General features: G+C 61.3%; 12 protein-coding genes. 4 read left to right on the top strand and 8 right to left on the bottom strand.

Translation table 11 applies throughout. The annotated features are described in order from the left end of the window. Both BM079_RS11910 and glyA read right to left on the bottom strand, forming a co-directional pair. Positions 1 to 1,251 (bottom strand): sarcosine oxidase subunit beta family protein, encoded by a 1,251-nt coding sequence (locus BM079_RS11910; RefSeq protein WP_090134385.1) that lies wholly within the window; start codon positions 1,249 to 1,251, stop codon positions 1 to 3. 46 nt (positions 1,252 to 1,297) lie between these two features. Then, positions 1,298 to 2,629 (bottom strand): serine hydroxymethyltransferase, encoded by a 1,332-nt coding sequence (gene glyA / locus BM079_RS11905; protein WP_090134384.1) that lies wholly within the window; start codon positions 2,627 to 2,629, stop codon positions 1,298 to 1,300. A gap of 366 nt (positions 2,630 to 2,995) precedes the next feature. Between glyA and fdhA the strand changes: the two genes are divergently transcribed. Next, the gene (gene fdhA, locus BM079_RS11900) at positions 2,996 to 4,183 is read left to right on the top strand and encodes a formaldehyde dehydrogenase, glutathione-independent (RefSeq protein ID WP_090134382.1); all 1,188 of its coding nucleotides are present in this window, start codon (positions 2,996 to 2,998) and stop codon (positions 4,181 to 4,183) included. Positions 4,184 to 4,408: 225 nt separating this feature from the next. Here fdhA and BM079_RS11895 read toward each other — a convergent pair whose 3' ends face one another. Beyond that, the gene (locus BM079_RS11895) at positions 4,409 to 5,515 is read right to left on the bottom strand and encodes a hybrid-cluster NAD(P)-dependent oxidoreductase (protein ID WP_090134379.1); all 1,107 of its coding nucleotides are present in this window, start codon (positions 5,513 to 5,515) and stop codon (positions 4,409 to 4,411) included. A 357-nt stretch (positions 5,516 to 5,872) separates the two neighbouring features. Between BM079_RS11895 and BM079_RS11890 the strand changes: the two genes are divergently transcribed. Then, on the top strand, positions 5,873 to 7,159 hold the full coding sequence (locus tag BM079_RS11890) for an aromatic ring-hydroxylating oxygenase subunit alpha (protein WP_090134378.1): 1,287 nt from the start codon (positions 5,873 to 5,875) through the stop codon (positions 7,157 to 7,159). A 128-nt stretch (positions 7,160 to 7,287) separates the two neighbouring features. Here the strand turns inward: BM079_RS11890 and BM079_RS11885 are convergent, their stop codons facing one another. Then, entirely contained in the window at positions 7,288 to 7,527 is a 240-nt protein-coding gene (locus tag BM079_RS11885) for a hypothetical protein (protein ID WP_090134376.1), read from the bottom strand. Positions 7,528 to 7,726: 199 nt separating this feature from the next. Between BM079_RS11885 and BM079_RS11880 the strand changes: the two genes are divergently transcribed. Further along, a complete protein-coding gene (locus BM079_RS11880; protein ID WP_090134374.1) occupies positions 7,727 to 9,310 on the top strand; it encodes a BCCT family transporter in 1,584 nt (527 codons plus the stop codon). Positions 9,311 to 9,491: 181 nt separating this feature from the next. Next, on the top strand, positions 9,492 to 11,252 hold the full coding sequence (locus BM079_RS11875; RefSeq protein ID WP_245743014.1) for a sodium:solute symporter family protein: 1,761 nt from the start codon (positions 9,492 to 9,494) through the stop codon (positions 11,250 to 11,252). A 429-nt stretch (positions 11,253 to 11,681) separates the two neighbouring features. Here the strand turns inward: BM079_RS11875 and etfB are convergent, their stop codons facing one another. From etfB to dgcA, 4 genes are all read right to left on the bottom strand, one after another. After that, positions 11,682 to 12,491, bottom strand: a complete 810-nt coding sequence (gene etfB / locus BM079_RS11870; protein ID WP_090134372.1) for an electron transfer flavoprotein subunit beta — start codon at positions 12,489 to 12,491, stop codon at positions 11,682 to 11,684. Further along, complete coding sequence (gene etfA, locus BM079_RS11865) at positions 12,481 to 13,761, bottom strand: electron transfer flavoprotein subunit alpha (RefSeq protein WP_090134370.1); 1,281 nt, start codon at positions 13,759 to 13,761, stop codon at positions 12,481 to 12,483. The genes etfB and etfA overlap by 11 nt, the downstream gene beginning before the upstream one ends. Continuing rightward, positions 13,758 to 15,764 (bottom strand): (Fe-S)-binding protein, encoded by a 2,007-nt coding sequence (locus BM079_RS11860; protein ID WP_090134368.1) that lies wholly within the window; start codon positions 15,762 to 15,764, stop codon positions 13,758 to 13,760. The genes etfA and BM079_RS11860 overlap by 4 nt, the downstream gene beginning before the upstream one ends. A gap of 84 nt (positions 15,765 to 15,848) precedes the next feature. Further along, positions 15,849 to 17,921 (bottom strand): dimethylglycine demethylation protein DgcA, encoded by a 2,073-nt coding sequence (gene dgcA, locus BM079_RS11855; protein ID WP_090134366.1) that lies wholly within the window; start codon positions 17,919 to 17,921, stop codon positions 15,849 to 15,851. Positions 17,922 to 17,923 lie beyond the last annotated feature (2 nt).

The following is a 17,923-nucleotide window of genomic DNA, read 5'->3' as shown; positions in this document are numbered from 1 at the left end:
TCAGTGCGCCACGCCGGCAGCGCCGTGTTCATCGATCAGTGCACCGGTATGGAAACGGTCGATGGAAAAGGGCGCTGCGATGGGATGCATTTCGCCCTTGGCAAGGCTTGCCGCGAACACGTGTCCCGATCCCGGGGTGGCCTTGAAGCCGCCTGTACCCCAGCCACAGTTGAAATAAAGCCCCTTCACCTTCGTCTTCGACAGAATCGGGCAGGCGTCCGGGCAGGTATCCACGATGCCGCCCCACTGACGGTTCATGCGCACCCGCGAGAACATCGGGAACATCTCGACGATCGCCTGCAGGGTGTGCTCGATGGTGGGATAGCTGCCGCGCTGACCGTAGCCCAGATAACCGTCGATCCCCGCACCGATGACCAGGTCGCCCTTGTCGGACTGGCTCACGTAGCCGTGAACGTGGTTGGACATGGTCACCGTGTTGAGAATCGGCTTGAGTGGCTCGGAAACCAGCGCCTGCAGCGGATGCGACTCCAGCGGCAGCTTGATGCCGGCCATTTCGGCCAGTACACCGGAGTTACCCGCCGCCACGCAGCCTACGGTGTGCGCTTCGATGTCACCACGGTTGGTGTGGACACCCAGCACCTTGCCATCGCGAATCTTGAAGCCGGTCACTTCAGTGTTCTGCAGAAGGTCCACGCCATGGGCGTCGGCGCCACGGGCAAAGCCCCAGGCGACCGCATCGTGACGCGCCACACCGGCACTTTTCTGCCAGGAAGCGCCCATGATCGGATAGCGCGCCCGATTGGAGATATCGATCTCGGGCTCGATCTCCTTGATCTGCTGAGGCGTGACCACCTCACTGTCGACGCCGTTGAGACGGTTGGCATTGACGCGGCGCTGGATGTCGCGCATGTCCTGCAGGGTGTGGCCCAGGTTGAGCACACCACGCTGGGAGAACATCACGTTGTAGTTGAGATCCTGTGACAGCCCCTTCCACAGATCCAGCGAGTGGTTGTAAAGGCGTGCGGCCTCGTCCCACAGATAGTTGGAGCGCACGATAGTGGTGTTACGAGCGGTGTTACCGCCGCCCAGCCAGCCCTTTTCAACCACGGCGACGTTCTTGACGCCGAATTCCTTGGCCAGGTAATAGGCCGTGGCCAGCCCGTGGCCGCCGCCACCGACGATGATGACGTCGTACTGCTTCTTGGGTTCCGGGTTGCGCCACTGACGTTCCCAGTTCTCATGATGACCGAACGCGTGTTTAACCAGACCGAAGCCGGAATAACGTTGCATGAGCTTTCTCCTTGTCGGCTCCATCGGAGCCTGCTGTCGGCCGTATTCAGACTACGGAGGTTTCACTCTCGAGTCGCTGATCCGCCCGGTCGGTGCTCTGGCCATAGACCGGATGACGGGCACAAAGTGATTCCACCTTGCCACGCACCTCGTTCTCGACCGCTTCGGTGTCCTTTTGTGCTTCAAGCACATCCAGAATGTCGCAGATCCAGGCGGCCAGCTCGCGGCAGTCCTGCTCCTCGAATCCACGCGTGGTCACCGCCGGTGTTCCGATACGCAGCCCCGAGGTGACAAACGGGCTCTGCGGGTCGTTGGGTACAGCGTTCTTGTTGACGGTAATGTGGGCGCGCTCGAGCGCGGCGTCCGCATCCTTGCCGGTCACACCCTGCTTGATCAGGGAGACCAGGAACAGGTGGTCGTCGGTGCCACCGGAGACCACGTCAAACCCGCGCTCGATGAAGACTTCCGCCATGGCGCGCGCATTGGCCAGTACCTGACGCTGATAGTCAGCAAAGTCCGGGCTCATTGCTTCCTTGAAGGCCACGGCCTTGGCGGCAATCACGTGCATGAGCGGGCCGCCCTGCTGACCCGGGAAGACCGCGCCGTTGAGCTTCCTGTAAAGCGTCTCATCAGAGTCGGCCGACAGGATCAGGCCACCACGCGGGCCGCGCAGTGTCTTGTGGGTCGTCGTGGTGACCACGTGCGCATGGGGCAGCGGGCTCGGATAGAGACCGGCGGCCACCAGACCGGCGATGTGGGCCATGTCGACCATCAGATAGGCACCGACCTCATCGGCGATCTCGCGGAAACGCTGCCAGTCGATCACGCGCGAATAGGCGGAAAAGCCTGCAATGATCATCTTCGGCTGATGCTCGCGTGCCAGGGACGCAACCTCATCGTAGTCGATCTCACCGTTTTCCGGGTTCAGACCGTACTGCACGGCGTTGTAGTACTTGCCGGAAAAGTTGGGCGCTGCACCATGGGTCAGGTGACCGCCGTGGGCGAGGCTCATGCCAAGAATGGTGTCGCCGGGCTTGACCAGTGCCATGAATACCGCAGCGTTGGCCTGGGCACCGGAGTGGGGCTGAACGTTGGCATAGTGGCAGCCAAACAGCTCGCAGGCGCGCTCGATGGCCATGGCCTCGACCTTGTCGACGAACTCGCAGCCACCGTAGTAGCGCTTGCCCGGATAGCCCTCGGCATACTTGTTGGTCAGCTGCGTGCCCTGCGCCTGCATGACATAACGGCTGGTGTAGTTTTCGGAAGCGATCAGCTCGATATGCGCTTCCTGTCGCTGCGTCTCTTCAGCGATCGCCTCGGCCAGGTCCGTGTCGTAATCAGACAGCTGAGCGCTGGGGGAGAAACCATGATGAAGCATCACGCCTCCTTATCATCAAGTCGTTTGTTATACGGGAATGAGTCGAATGCAGTGCCAGAGGGATGTTATTGCACGCTATCCTGTTGCGATGGTATCGCTGCTCCCCCACCCTGAAATGCTTGCCGACGTCACTGCCTGGTGTATTTGCGACATGCTCATGACCGCTTACAGGGCATAAGACCATGGGATAATGAGGTCGCCCAGCCACCTTGCAACGTCGCCCACGGATAACTCTTTCCCCGCGCCCTGTTCCACTCTAGGCTTCCAGGCATGCGTTCTGGCCGTTTTTTGCACTATCGTGGTGCAGGACGCGCCCTATTGGCCTGGTCTCTTTAAACGCAAGTGATGGCACCAGGAGGTTCCAGCATGTCAGATAATCGCGGCGTGGTTTACATGGGTCCGGGCAAGGTCGAGGTAAAGGACATTGCCTACCCGAAAATGGAAACGCCCAACGGCAAGCCCATCGACCATGGAGTCATCCTGAAGGTGGTCTCCACCAACATCTGCGGTTCCGACCAGCACATGGTGCGCGGTCGTACCACTGCCCCCCAGGGCATGGTGCTGGGCCACGAGATCACCGGTGAGGTCATCGAGAAGGGCAGTGACGTCGAGTTTCTCGATATCGGGGATATCGTCTCCGTGCCCTTCAACGTGGCCTGCGGCCGCTGCCGGACCTGCAAGGAAGGCCACACCGGCCTGTGCCTGCACGTCAACGATGACCGTGCCGGCGGTGCCTACGGCTACGTCGACATGGGCGGCTGGGTTGGCGGCCAGGCGCGCTACGTCATGGTGCCCTACGCGGACTTCAACCTGCTCAAGTTCCCGGATCGCGATCAGGCGATGAACCAGATTCGCGACCTGACCATGCTCAGCGACATTCTGCCGACCGGCTTCCACGGCGCACTGAAGGCCGGCGTTGGCGCGGGCTCGACCGTCTATGTCGCCGGTGCCGGCCCGGTCGGTCTGGCCGCCGCCGCCTCTGCGCGCCTGCTGGGTGCTGCCGTGGTCATGATCGGTGACTTCAACCACAAGCGTCTGGAACACGCCCGCAAGATGGGCTTTGAACCGATCGACCTGAACAAGCACGACCGCCTCGGCGAGATGATTGCTGCTGTTGTCGGCGAGCCCAGCGTGGACAGCGCCATCGACGCCGTCGGTTTTGAAGCGGTCGGCCATGGCGGCAAGGAGCAGCCGGCGGTAGTGCTCAACCAGATGATGGAAGTGACCCGCGAAGGTGGCTCCATCGGCATTCCGGGCCTGTACGTGACCGAGGATCCGGGCGCGACCGAGAAGGCCGCACAGACCGGCAGCCTGAGCCTGCGCTTTGGTCTGGGCTGGGCGAAGGGTCACTCCTTCCATACCGGTCAGACCCCGGTTGTTCAGTACAACCGCCAGCTGATGCAGGCCATCCTGCACGGACGTCTCAACATCGCCGAGATCGTCAACGCGCAGATCATTACGCTCGAAGACGCACCTAAGGGCTATGAGGAGTTCGATGCAGGCGTGGCCAGCAAGTTCGTGCTCGATCCGCATGGCATGCTGGGCGCTGCCTGATCGATCAACTGACGGCAGACACAAAAACGCTCATGGCCCCGGCCATGAGCGTTTTTTAATGTCTTTATTCAATGACTGTCTGAGCTCCGAGCGGCACTGTTCAATATTGAAAAGAGCAACATTTAAAAGGACAGAGACATGCAATGACGATGGTCTGGAAAAAACAGTGGTGACAAAAGACGATGACGCGGATGGCGAGTCATCGCCATCCGCGAGGCGAATGATTTAGAAATCGACGACCAGATCACCTTTGGGACGGCTGCAGCACGACAGGATGTAGCCTTCCTCGATGTCTTCGTCGGTGATCCCGCCGTTGTGCTCCATCTCGACCTCACCCGACTTGAGCTCGACCCGACAGGTGCCGCAGATACCCATGCCGCAGGCCTTGGGAATGTGCAGGCCCAACTGGGCAGCGGCGCTGTGCACTGTCTCGCCCGGATGGATCTGAACGCTCTTGCCGGAAGCGGCAAACTCGATGTTGACCAGATCCGACTCGTCGATGTTTTCGGCCGCCTCTTCGGCCATCTCGGCCTGCTCCAGCGCATCTTCCTTGACATCTGCAGGCGTCGCGCCGAACAACTCTTCATGGTAGTGATCCATGTCGAAGTTGTTGGCACGCAGGATATTCTTGATCGCGTTCATGTAGGGTACGGGACCACAACAGAAGATCTCGCGCTCAAGGAAGTCGGGCGCCATCAGCTCCAGCATGGGCTGGGTCAGGAAACCGCGATAGCCGGCCCACGCCTCGCCGATGTCCTCTTTCTTCTCACAGACAATGTGCAGCTTGAACTCGGGAATACGCGAGAACATATGCACCAGTTCGCGGTGATAGATGACATCGCGCGGCGCACGGGCGCTGTGGATAAACTCGACGTCGACACTGGCATTGGTGTCAAAGAACCAGCGCGTCATCGACATCAACGGCGTAACGCCAACGCCGCCGGAGAGCAGCAGCACCTTGTCGGCAGGGAAATCGATCGAGTTGAAGTTGCCGACCGGCCCGTGCACGGCAATCTTGTCGCCCACGCTCATGTTGGCATGCAGCCAGTTGGAAACCTTGCCACCGGGTACCTGCTTGACGGTGATCGAAAAACTGTAGGGAATCGAGGGCGAGCTGGAGATGGTATAGGAGCGCATGATCTGCTCACCCTCGATCTCGAGCTCCAGGGTCACAAACTGACCGGGCTTGAAAAAGAAGAGGACAGGCTGCTCGGCCATGAAACAGAAGGTGCGCACATCCCAGGTTTCCTGGATAATCTTGACACATCGAACCTCGTGGCGGCCGTTGGTCCAGGTCTGGGTCGTAACTGGATTGAAGTAATTCATTGTCATGATAATCTCTGCCTGGCAGTGCCACAGCTATGCGCTCGCCGATCCGTGTTGACGACACGGGCCGACACCGTTTCCAACTGCATTCTGGTGACGCCTTTCACAACAGGCTTGTCTGTCAGCGACACGCACATACCTGTCATCCCCATTTTTTACCTTTGTCCGGTCCCTCAGGTCGTCGTGACACTCTTTCATGTCGCGGGCAGACAACCGGGCTTTATTGCCGTATACCACAATCGCCAACAATCAGGCTGGATCTATTTTTTCCATGCATGAATACCAGGCCAGACAATATAAATAACATCCTCTCAACCGTATTGTCGCTTTTGCGCCGTGGCGACAATGAAAAGGATATTTGGTATGGACATGACAGCTTCAAACGGACCGGATGACGCTCTGAATCAGGCACGCCAGGCCGCCAGTGACCTGCTTCAGAACCGAAACCCCACTTATTCACTGCCTCAGCCCTTCTACAACGATGCGCGTTTTTTCGCGCTCGACATGCAGGAGGTGTATGAGAAAGAGTGGCTCTTCGCCGGCATGACCTGTGAAATTCCCGCCAAGGGCAATTTCATGACGCTGGAGATCGGCAGCAATCCGGTCGTCATCGTCCGGGGCGCCGAAGGCGTGGTACATGCCTTTCACAATGTCTGCCGCCACCGCGGCTCAAGGCTTTGTACCAAGGAAAAGGGCAAGGTCGCCAAGCTCGTCTGCCCCTACCATCAGTGGACCTACGAGCTCGACGGCCGCCTGCTGTTCGCCGGCAGCGACATGGGCACGGATTTCGATCTCAACCAGTTCGGCCTCAAGCCGGTCAACGTGCGCACCGCCGGTGGCTTCATCTTCATCAACCTGAGTGAAGAACCGCCTGCCATTGATGACTTTCTGGTCACGCTCGAGCATTACCTCGAGCCGTATGACATGGACAACATCAAGGTGGCTACGCAGACCACCATCGTTGAGCAGGCCAACTGGAAGCTGGTCATCGAAAACAACCGCGAGTGCTACCACTGTAACGGTGCCCACCCGGAGCTTTTGAACTCGCTGATCGAGTTTGACGACACCGAGGACCCGCGGGCCACCGAGAAGTACAAGGAGCTGGTGACCCGCAAGCAGGCCGACTGGAACCAGGAGCAGGTCCCCTGGCAGCTCAAGCGTTTCGGCAAGCGCAACCGCCTGACCCGCACCCCGCTGCTGGATAACGTGGTGTCCATGACCATGGACGGCAAGCCGGGCTGCAAGAAGCTCATGGGTCGTCTGACCAGCCCCGACATGGGATCGCTGCGCATTCTGCACCTGCCGAACTCGTGGAACCACTTCATGGGCGATCACGCCGTGGTCTTCCGCGTCCTGCCGCTGGGTCCGCAGCAGACCATGGTCACCACCAAGTGGCTGGTCCACAAGGACGCGGTTGAAGGCGAGGATTACGACGTCGAGAACCTGCGCCACGTGTGGGATGCCACCAACGACCAGGATCGTCAGCTGGCCGAAGAGAACCAGCGCGGCATCAACTCGAAAGCCTACCAGCCCGGCCCCTACTCCGAGACCTACGAGTTCGGTGTCATTGACTTCGTCAACTGGTACAGCGAGCGCATGCTGACCCATCTGGGCCAGGATGCCCCGGCCCTGCAGCTGGCCAAGGGCTGATCATCTGCCCCGGTCAACACGGTTGACCGGGGTATGAATGATGCGCCAACAGGGACCGGCCACATACTGTGTGGCCGGTCTCTTTCATTGAGTACTTCTTTTCAGCTCGGTACCGGTAGCAGCCGGCTTCAGTTCAGTGCCGGCAGCAGATAGTGATCGATGGCCTGTCGCACCGACGGCAGCAGAATATCGGACCGCCTGACCAGCTCATCGACCAGTTCCTTCAATCCATCGACACCCTCGCCACGATGCTTGCACAGCGCCATGCGGGCGCAGGTATCCGGGCCCGCCCCCTCAGGAATGTGGACGCCAAGCGCTACCAGTCGCGCCCGAAAATCATCACCATCGATCAGATCGACAATCATCATGGTCACGCCCTCTTTTTGTTTACCTGCCCGCCGATATTAAAGGCAATAGACCAATGGCGCGCCCGGCCCAGCGGCAATGGATATGTCGACGTCGCTTTCGAATAAATGTCGGCAACAGGTGCGCACAAGAATGCATCACAGCCGATTGGGGGGGCTGGTTGCACCACAACTTTTTGTATAACAACAAAGAGGACCGCGTATGGATGACCAGAACTCATTACTGACGTCGGGCCAGGACAACAAGCAGATGATGGGCATGGATTTCCACCATCCCGTTTTCCCGCTTTCGGCCGCCGCCATTCTCGCCTTTCTTGTTTATGCCCTGATTTATCCTGATATGGCCAACGCTCAGTTGGGTCTGGCCAAGACATGGTCGATCGAACACTTCGACTGGCTGTTCATGATCTCCGGCAACATATTCGTGCTCTTTTGTCTGGCGCTGATCGTGCTGCCGGTCGGTCGTATTCGACTGGGCGGACGCAATGCCCGACCCGAATATTCCCGCATGTCCTGGTTTGCCATGCTCTTCGCCGCCGGCATGGGGATCGGGCTGATGTTCTGGAGTGTGGCCGAGCCCGTAGCCTACTACACCGACTGGTACGGCACGCCGCTCAATGCGCCGGCCCGCACGCCTGAAGGCGCCAGTGCGGCCATGGGGGCCACCATGTTCCACTGGGGGCTGCACCCCTGGGCGATCTACGCCGTCGTGGGCCTGTCGCTGGCGTTTTTCGCCTATAACCGCGGCCTGCCACTCACCCTGCGCTCGGCCTTCTATCCGATTCTTGGCAAGCATACCCGCGGCTGGCCCGGTCACATCATCGACATCCTGGCCGTGCTGGCCACGGTCTTCGGTCTTGCCACCTCGCTTGGCTTCGGTGCTTCTCAGGCGGCCGGCGGCCTGGCGTACCTGTTTAATGTCCCCAACACGCTGGGCACCCAGTTGGCCATCATCGTGGTCGTCAGCGTACTGACCCTGATCTCGGTCTGGCGCGGCATCGACGGCGGTGTGAAGCTTTTCTCCAACATCAACATGTTCATCGCCGCCCTGCTGCTGGTGTTTGTCATTGCGGTCGCCCCCACCCTGACCGTACTGGCAGGTATCGGTACGACCGCGCTCGCCTACGCCAGCCATATTCTTCCGCTGTCGAACTGGATCGGGCGTGACGACGGCACCTGGTATCACGGCTGGACCATCTTCTACTGGGCGTGGTGGATCTCCTGGTCGCCCTTTGTCGGCATGTTCATTGCGCGTGTCTCGAAGGGCCGTACCGTTCGCGAGTTTCTGATCGCTGTTCTGCTGATCCCGACGCTGGTCACTCTGGTCTGGATGAGCACCTTTGGCGGGCTGGCGCTCTATCAGGTCACCAACAACATCGGCAAGCTGGCCGGGGGCATCGATGATGTCTCGCTTGCCATGTTCCACATGCTCGAGCAGCTGCCGCTCTCCGGTGTGACGTCGTTTCTGGCCATCATTCTGGTGCTGGTGTTTTTCATCACCTCGTCAGATTCCGGCTCGCTGGTCATCGACAACATCACAGCCGGCGGCAAGACCGATACCCCGCGCGGCCAGCGTGTCTTCTGGGCCACCATGCAGGGTTCGATTGCCGGCGTACTGCTCTATGGCGGCGGCACCACGGCCATGAGCGCTCTACAGGCCGGCGCAGTGGCCACCGGACTGCCCTTTACCGTGGTGCTGATACTGATGTGCTGCAGCCTCTATATGGGTCTACATCGAGAGTTGTATGGCCCGAAGGCACCAACCAGGGCCGCCCGGGCGCTTTAAAGCCGCGCGCTGAATGGACTGCATTGAACAACAGGGCCGCCCTTTGAGGCGGCCCTGTTGTTTTTGGAAAATAGCCCCGGGGGATCGTCATGTCGCAAATGTCATCTACCGTGACGCTGGCAAGCATGAGCAGCCGAAGCTCTCGCGACATTCTCTTCATACAAGTAATACAAGATCCATCATGCTGGAGCTTTACATGGTCTACACCATCGCCATCCTGTGCAGCCTCGTCGCTTACTTTTTGATCGGTCATCTGGCCGGACGCCGCGTCAAGCATCTTGACGACTATCTGGTGGCCGGCCGCAACGCCCCGACCTTTTTCATTCTGGGCACGCTGGTGGCCAGCTATCTGAGCACCAGCGCCTTTCTGGGCGAGACCGGCTTTGCCTACGATGGCTACCCCTTTGTGATGCTGATCTTTGCCGCCATCAGCACCTCGGGCTGTCTGCTCGGCGCGCTCGCCTTCGGTCGCTACCTGCGGCGCAGCGAGGCCAAAACGGTGCCGGAGTTTTTCGGCAAGCGCTTTGATTCCAGAGGCGTACAAATGATTGCCGGGCTGACCACCATCATCGGGCTGGGCGCCTATCTGATCGGGGTCATGCAGGGCGCGGGCATCATGTTTTCCGAGCTGACCGGCCTGCCCTACTGGACCGGACTGGTGCTGGTGTGGCTGACCTATACCGGGTTTATTCTCTACTCCGGCTCGCCGGGCGTGATGTTGACCGACACCATCATGTTCGTGATCTTCTCGCTGGCAGCGCTGGGCGGCTCGATCTACATCCTGCAGGACCTGGGCGGCTGGCACGGCGTGATCGAGGGCCTGCTTACCCAGACCGACAAACCCGGTATCGCATTGTGGCACGGCATGCTTGAAGGTCCGGACGCTACCTTCTCGACGCCGGGCGAGGCGCTGACCTGGGGCATAACGCTCGGATTGGTATGGGCCGCCGTGCTGGCCGCCAGTCCCTGGCAGTCGAGCCGCTATCTCATGGCGCGCAACGAGCACGTCGTGATGCGCTCGGCCATGCTCACCGCCGTGGCACTGGCCGTGTTCTATGCCCTGATGATGATGACCGGCGCGGCCATCAACCTCTATGACAGCGGGCTCGACGGCGAGCGTGCCATGGTCTGGGCCTCGCTCAACATCCTGCCGACCTGGCTGGGTGTGGTAATTCTTACCGGTGTCTTTGCCGCCGGGCTCTCCTCGTGCTCAACGTTTTTGTCGATCATCGGCTTCAGCATTTCCAATGACATTCTGCCGCCCAACCGCAGCGAACAATCCGCCATGCGGGCCAGCCGTCTGTCGATTCTGGGCGCCGGGCTGGTGTCACTGATCATTGCGCTGTTTCAGTCGCCGGCGGTCATGGCGGTGGTCTGGTTTGCCGCCACGCTTTTTGCCTCTTCATGGGGGCCGGTCGCTCTGATGAGCGTCTGGAGCCGTCGCATTACCGCTGCCGGCGCCGGCTGGGGGCTGGCGGTGGGCTTTGTCAGCAATATCGCCCTGTCGCTGATGGATCAGGCGCAGTGGATATCGCTGCCCGTCTATCTGCATCCGGTCGTGCTCAGCACGCTGGCCGCGCTGGTGGCGATCATCGTGGCCTCGAAACTGACCCGGGTCACCGACATCCAGCGAGCGTATCGCGACTTTCTGCATGAATATGATCGCGAGGTCAGTGCCAACTGGATCTCGGGCACGCGCATCATTGCCGCCTGTACCATGCTGGCCGGCATCGCCGTGGGTATCTTCCTGTGGGTTCAGTACGCCTCGACGCTGGACTCGCTGGCCGAGCAATTTGGCGTTCCGGAGCAGGCCACGACCGGCGCTTATCTACTGGCCGCCGGCTGTGGCCTGATGCTGCTGGCCGCCGGTGGCACGGGCTACTGGGTAGTGAGCAAGCGTCGCCAGAAGGCGGCCAGCCTGCAGACCGCCCACGCCTCCTGAGCGCCACCTACTCCTGAAGACTGCTGATGCTCACTTCTGACCGGCCTCGGGGCCGGTCAGAAGGCTCAGTCACTGCTTTCGAAGGCTACCCTCTCGGGTAGTGTCTCCTGATATCGTTTTTCGCGACACCGTCTCACCGGAACTGTCTTCCCGGGGCTTCTATCTCTTCGCGGAGCTATCTCTTCCCGGAGCTATCTCCCCCCGGGGCGCCTTCTACCCGGATGTTTTCTTTCAGGGGGGTGTCTCCTCGAATACGCTTCTGGAGCACTGGTTTTCCAGGCGCGGCATCGATGCGACACGCCCTTCGGGTTTTCCGGTTGCCCACAATAAAATGCCCCGCCATGAGGCGGGGCAAAATGCGTTTTGATCCCTTTTTTTAACCGATGCTCGTGATCCCGCGCGCCGCCAATGGAAGCGCGCGGCAAGTCATCAGCGCAGCACACCCTCTTCCCTGAGCAGTTTAAAGATGGCTTCGGCGCCCTGCTCCGGTGTGACATCGGAGAGTGTCTGCCCACCGCCACCATCGGACTTGGCCGCCGCCGCCTTGAAACGGTCACGGGCGGAGGAGGACTTGATGACCTTGAGACGCTTGGGCCGCTTGCGTGCCGGCTGGATCTGCCACTGCGCCAGCGACTCATCGGTTTCACTGGCAAGGGCCTGAACATCCAGCTCACCGCGCCGCGCGGGACCGAAGGCGCTCTGGCGCGCCGCCGGCGCACTGGTATCGACTGTCGCGATGGCCGGCAGGCGCACGCGCAGACGACGACGCTTGCCGCGTGGCAGAGCCTGCAGCACCGTAGCCACGCCCTTTTCAACCGACTCGACCGCAGCCAGTCCGTTGATGACCGGCCACCCGAGCGTCTCGGCCAGTAGATAGGGCACCATACCGGAGGCCTCGCCGGTTTCAGCGCGGGTTCCGGTCAGGACCATCTGTGGCGAGCTGTCCCGCAGTGCATCGGTCAAAGCCGGCACAACATCGGACTGCGGCCCCTGCTCAAGCAGACGCACCTCATCGATGCCCATGCCGAGATAGCCACGAATGGCCTCTTCATGATCACTGTCATGCTGACCGGCATGCACCAGGCTGATGGCAGCACCCTTCATGTTCAGCGCCATCTCTACGGCACGAGCGTCCTGATCGGCGCGACGCGTGCGGGCTGTCAGCGGGTGACGCCCGATCGACACCAGCACGGCCACGCTGAGGCCGGCGGCACCTGAAGCTTCAGCGTTAGGCGGCATTGCGGCTCTCCTCCTGCTCGGCGCGGTATTGTTCCACGCGCTCGACCAGCGCCGACAGAATGGCGTTGGCATCCCCGATCACGGCCAGGTCGGCGCGTTTGACCATGTCACAGCCTTCATCGAGGTTGATGGCGACGACCTTCTCGCAGGTCTGAATGCCCTGCAGGTGCTGAATGGCGCCCGAGATGCCCACGGCGACATAGACCTTCGCTGACACCCAGGTGCCGGTAGCGCCGACCTGACGGTCGCGCGGCATATAACCGTCATCGACCGCCACGCGCGAGGCACCCTTGGTGGCACCGAGTACCTCGGCGGCGTGGTGATAGTTGTCCCAGTCCTTGACGCCGTTACCGGCGGACAGGATGAATTCGGCTTCCGCCAGCGACACGCTCGCCGGATCGACCGCCACTTCGCCGATGTCCTCGATACGGCCGAGCACATTGGGCAGCGGCTGGGAGAGCTCAATGGCCTCGGCCGCATGACGGGTTTCGGTGATCGGATCGGCGCACTCGGCCAGCGCAATTACAACGCGCGGTAGATCACGAACGATATCTGTCGTGCCCGCTGCACCACGGGTGGTGCAGCGCCAGCCGGTGGCGCTGTCGCTGTGGGCTTCGACCTGCCAGACCTGGGTGGCCGCGCGCTCGCCAAGGCGTACGCTCAACCGTCGGCCCAGTTCGCCACCGCCCTGGGTGGAATCGGGCAGCATCCAGAAACGTGGCGATACTTCGCGGTCCACGCCCTGCAGGGCCGCAATCCGGTTTTCGGGGGTATAACCATCGAACTGATCCCCCTCCAGCATCAGCATCCGATCGATGCCGGCCTCGTCGAACGTGGTCTCCTTGTGCTCGCCATAAACGATGGCCAGCACCGCACCGGGGTTTTCCGGGTCGGCGTCGGCCAGCTGACGAGCAAGACCCAGCAGATCGCGATCGTGACCGGAGAGGCGACCACCAGCCATGTCAGGCACCACGGCAATGGTAAAGGCCGGGTTTTCGATGGTGACGCGACGACGGCTGTCTTTGGCCTCGGCGCTGCGCCCGGTGGCCTGCGACGCCTGCTGAGCGCCGCTGCGGTCGATTCGACGAATGCCGTTGGGGCCCATGAAACCGACGGCGTGCGGATTGCGCCGCATCAGGCCGTTGGGTCCCATCCACTCACTGGCCACGCTGCCACCGCCGATCTCGGCCAGCACTTCAAGGTGCTGCGGATGCAGACGGTTACGGGCGATCCACTCCTTGCGGGGATCGCGACGAACAAGCTCGCTCATGACGTTACCTCCTCGACATTACGCTCGGTCTGCGTGGCACCCTTTGACGCGCCCTTTTCGGCCGGCGCATCGGCAAGCAGTGCATCGGCGACCAGCTCGGCGATGTCCTTGATATCGGCGCGGGGCTCCACCACACCTTCCAGCATCGCCGTACACTGCGGGCAGCCTACCGCGACCGTATCGGCGCCGGTTTCACGAACGTCTCCCATACGCATGTCAGGAATACGCTGCTTGCCGGGAATATCGGTGATCGGCGCACCACCACCACCGCCGCAGCATCGCGAGCGATAGCCGGAACGCGCCATTTCCTGAACCTCGATGCCCAGCGCCCTGAGCACATCACGCGGGGCCTCGTATTCACCGTTGTAGCGCCCGAGATAGCACGGATCGTGATAGGTCACGCTGCCGCCCTTCCAGGCCTTGAAGGTGAGCTGCTCGGCCTTGACCAGCTCGTTGATAAACGTGCTGTGGTGATAGACCTCATAGCTGGAAGGCATCTCGCTCGTCCCCAGCTCGCCGTACTCATTCTTGAGCACGTGGAAGCTGTGCGGATCACAGGTAACGATGCGCGAAAAGCGATACTGGCTCATGGTCCGGATGTTGCGTTTTGCCAGCGCCTGGAAGGTGGCTTCATCGCCCAGGCGACGGGCCACGTCACCGCTGTCACGCTCTTCGTTGCCGAGCACGGCAAAGTCGACGCCGGCGGCACGCAGTACCTTGATCAGCGAGCGCAGCGTGCGCTGGTTGCGCATGTCAAAGACACCGTCACCCAGCCACAGCAGCACGTCGGCTTCTTTCTTGTCCGCCATCAGTGGCAGATTGAGATCCGCCGCCCAGTGCAGGCGGGAATCGGGATCGAAGCCGCCGGGGTTGTCGGTGGCGATCAGGTTATCCAGCACTTCCGCGCCCTTGTTGGGCGTATTGCCGTGCTCAAGCGTCAGGAAGCGGCGCATGTCGACGATGGCATCGACGTGCTCGATCATCATCGGGCACTCTTCGACGCAGGCGCGGCAGGTGGTGCAGGACCACAGCGTCTCGGCATCCACCAGTGCGCGGCCTTCGCGCGGCACGATCGGCCCGTTCGGGCTGCCGCCGTGCTCACCGACCGGTTTACCCGGATAGGGCGAGCCGTGGTAGTTGCCATCGGTGCCACCGGCCATGCCGATGACCATGTCCTGAATCAGCTTTTTAGGGTTGAGCGGCTGGCCGGCAGCAAAGGCCGGGCACATCGCTTCGCAGCGACCGCACTGCACGCAGGCATCAAAGCCCAGCAGCTGGTTCCAGGTAAAGTCGGTGGGCTTTTCAACCCCCAGCGATTTGCTGGAATCTTCGAGATCCAGCGCTTTCAGACCGGTCGAGCGATGCTCGCCGCCCTTGCGATCGGAAAAGCGTTCCGGACGACGATGCCAGGCCAGATGCAGCGCTCCGGCAAAGGCGTGCTTCATCGGCCCGCCCCAGGTCATGCCGAAGAACATCTCGCCCAGCCCCCAGGTCACGACCGCGGCCAGCACCAGCGCGATCAGCCAGCCGCCGGCATCGGCCGGCAGGATGCCGGCGGTCGGCAGGGTGACCATGAACATACCGACCGAAAAAGCCATCAGGCTCTTGGGCAGGCGCATCCACGGGCCCTTCGACAGGCGCTGCGGCGGCGGACTGCGGCGTTTGGCCACAAAGAGACTGCCCACGAACATGCTGATGGTCGCGGCCAGCAGCACCCAGGCAAGAATCGCGCTGTCCAGCCCGAAGCCGTGGACGACAATCGCCATCAGCGCGGCCAGCACGAAGCCGCCGGCAGTGGCCACGTGGGTCTTCGAAATGTACTTGTCACGATCCACGATGTGGTGCAGATCGACCAGATAGCGTCGGGGTACCTGCAGGAGCCCTTTCATGACGGGCACGGGAGAGGGCCGCCCCTGGCGCCACAGACGTAGACGGCGAACCGCACCGATGACGGCCAGCGCAAGTGCGGCAAACAGAAGTATCGGCAAAAGGATATCAAGCATGGCGTCTCTCCTCTCGGAGACACCGTAAGCACCGAACGTCACGGGCCCGCAGGCCCATGACGTTCAGCTTACAGCGTTATTGTTTCAGAAGTCCTTGCAAAGCCGCAGCGCGTCATAGATGGCGGCGTGCGTGTTGCGCGGTGCGGTGCAATCGCCCAGACGGAACAGCGCGAAGCCGTCACCGTTTTCGCTCATGCAGGGCTGGGGCTGAATCGCGTAAAGCGCTTCGATATCGGTCTGGCCCTTGTTGCGCGACTTCTCCTTGAGGCTGTAGTACAGCGCCTCATCCGGACGCACTCCGTTTTCCACCACGACCTGATCCACCACACGCTCTTCCAGGGCACCGGTGTACTCGTTTTCGAGCACTGCCACCAGGGAGTCGCCTTCGCGATAGACCTTATGCAGCGCGAGATCCGAGGTCATGATGACCTCTTTCTCGTACAGGCTTCTGTAGTAGGTCGGGAAGGTTGTCCCGCCCACGGCAGCACCGGGCTTGATGTCATCGGTGACGATTTCGACCCGGCAGCCCTTGTCGGCCAGATAGTCTGCCGCGGAGACACCGGCAAACTCGCAGATGGTGTCAAAGATCAACACATTCTTGCCGGGCTCGACGGTGCCGTTGAGGATGTCCCAGGTGCTGACCACGAGGCTCTTGCCACTGTCAGCGTCATAGCCCCACTCCGGTACCTGCGAGAGGAACGGCTGACCGCCGGTTGCCAGCAGCACGACATCCGGTCGCAGATCGGCAATGGTCGCCTCGTCGGCCCTGGTGCCCAGACGCTGATCGACACCCAGACGCGTCAGCTCGAGCTGATACCAGCGGGTGATACCGGCGATCTGATCGCGCTGCGGCGCCTTTGAAGCGATGGTGATCTGACCACCGATCTGCTCATTGGCCTCGAATAGCGTGACGTCATGGCCGCGCTCGGCGCAGACACGCGCCGCTTCCATCCCGCCGGGACCACCACCGACCACAACGACCTTGCGCTTTGGCCCTTCGGTTTTCTCGATGATGTGCGGCAGGCCCATGTATTCACGCGAGGTGGCCGCGTTCTGGATACACAGGACGTCGAGCCCCTGATACTGACGGTCGATGCAGTAGTTGGCACCGACGCACTGCTTGATCTGATCAACCTGGTTGTTCTTGATCTTGGCAATGATGTGCGGGTCGGCAATGTGGGCACGCGTCATGCCGACCATGTCGACGTAGCCGCCTTCCAGAATGCGCTGCGCCTGGTTGGGGTCCTTGATGTTCTGGGCGTGGATGACCGGAACGCTGACCACTTCCTTGATACCCGAGGCCAGATGCAGAAACGGCTCCGGCGGATAGGACATGTTGGGAATGACGTTGGCCAGGGTGTTGTGGGTATCACAGCCCGAACCCACCACGCCAAAGAAATCGATCTTGCCGGTGGCATCGTAATAGGCCGCGATGCGCTTCATCTCGTCGTGATCGAGACCGTCCGGGTGGAACTCGTCCCCGGTAATGCGCATGCCGACCGTGAAGTCGTCGCCGACCTCGGCGCGCACCGCCTTGAGCACTTCCATGCCAAAGCGCATGCGGTTTTCAAAGGTGCCGCCCCACTGGTCGGTCCGCTTGTTGACGCGCGGGCTCCAGAACTGGTCGATCAGATGCTGGTGCACGGCGGAAAGTTCGACGCCGTCCAGACCACCTTCCTTCGCCCGGCGGGCCGCCTGGGCGAAGTCACCGACAATGCGCCAGATCTCCTCTTCCTCGATGGTCTTGCAGGTCGAGCGGTGCACCGGCTCGCGGATACCGGACGGCGAGACCAGCGTGGACCAGTCAAAACCGTCCCAGCGCGAGCGACGCCCCATGTGGGTGATCTGGATCATGATCTTGCCGCCATGCTTGTGCACGGCGTCGGCGAGATTCTGGAAGTGCGGGATGATGCGATCGGTCGACAGGTTGACCGAGCTCCACCAGCCCTGCGGGCTGTCGATGGAAACGATCGACGAGCCGCCGCAGATGCAAAGGCCACAGCCGCCCTTGGCCTTCTCTTCGTAGTATTTGACGTAGCGGTCGGTGGTCATGCCGCCGTCGGTGGCGTGCACCTCGGCATGCGCTGTGCTGACCACGCGGTTGCGGATGGTGTGCTTGCCGATCTGGATCGGCTTGAACAAAGCTTCGAATGCCATTG

It is taken from the genome of Kushneria avicenniae, from assembly GCF_900112585.1.
Classification (GTDB): domain Bacteria; phylum Pseudomonadota; class Gammaproteobacteria; order Pseudomonadales; family Halomonadaceae; genus Kushneria; species Kushneria avicenniae.
The sequence above is the reverse complement of the archived record's forward strand: the minus strand, read 5'-3'. Positions and strand labels throughout refer to the sequence as shown.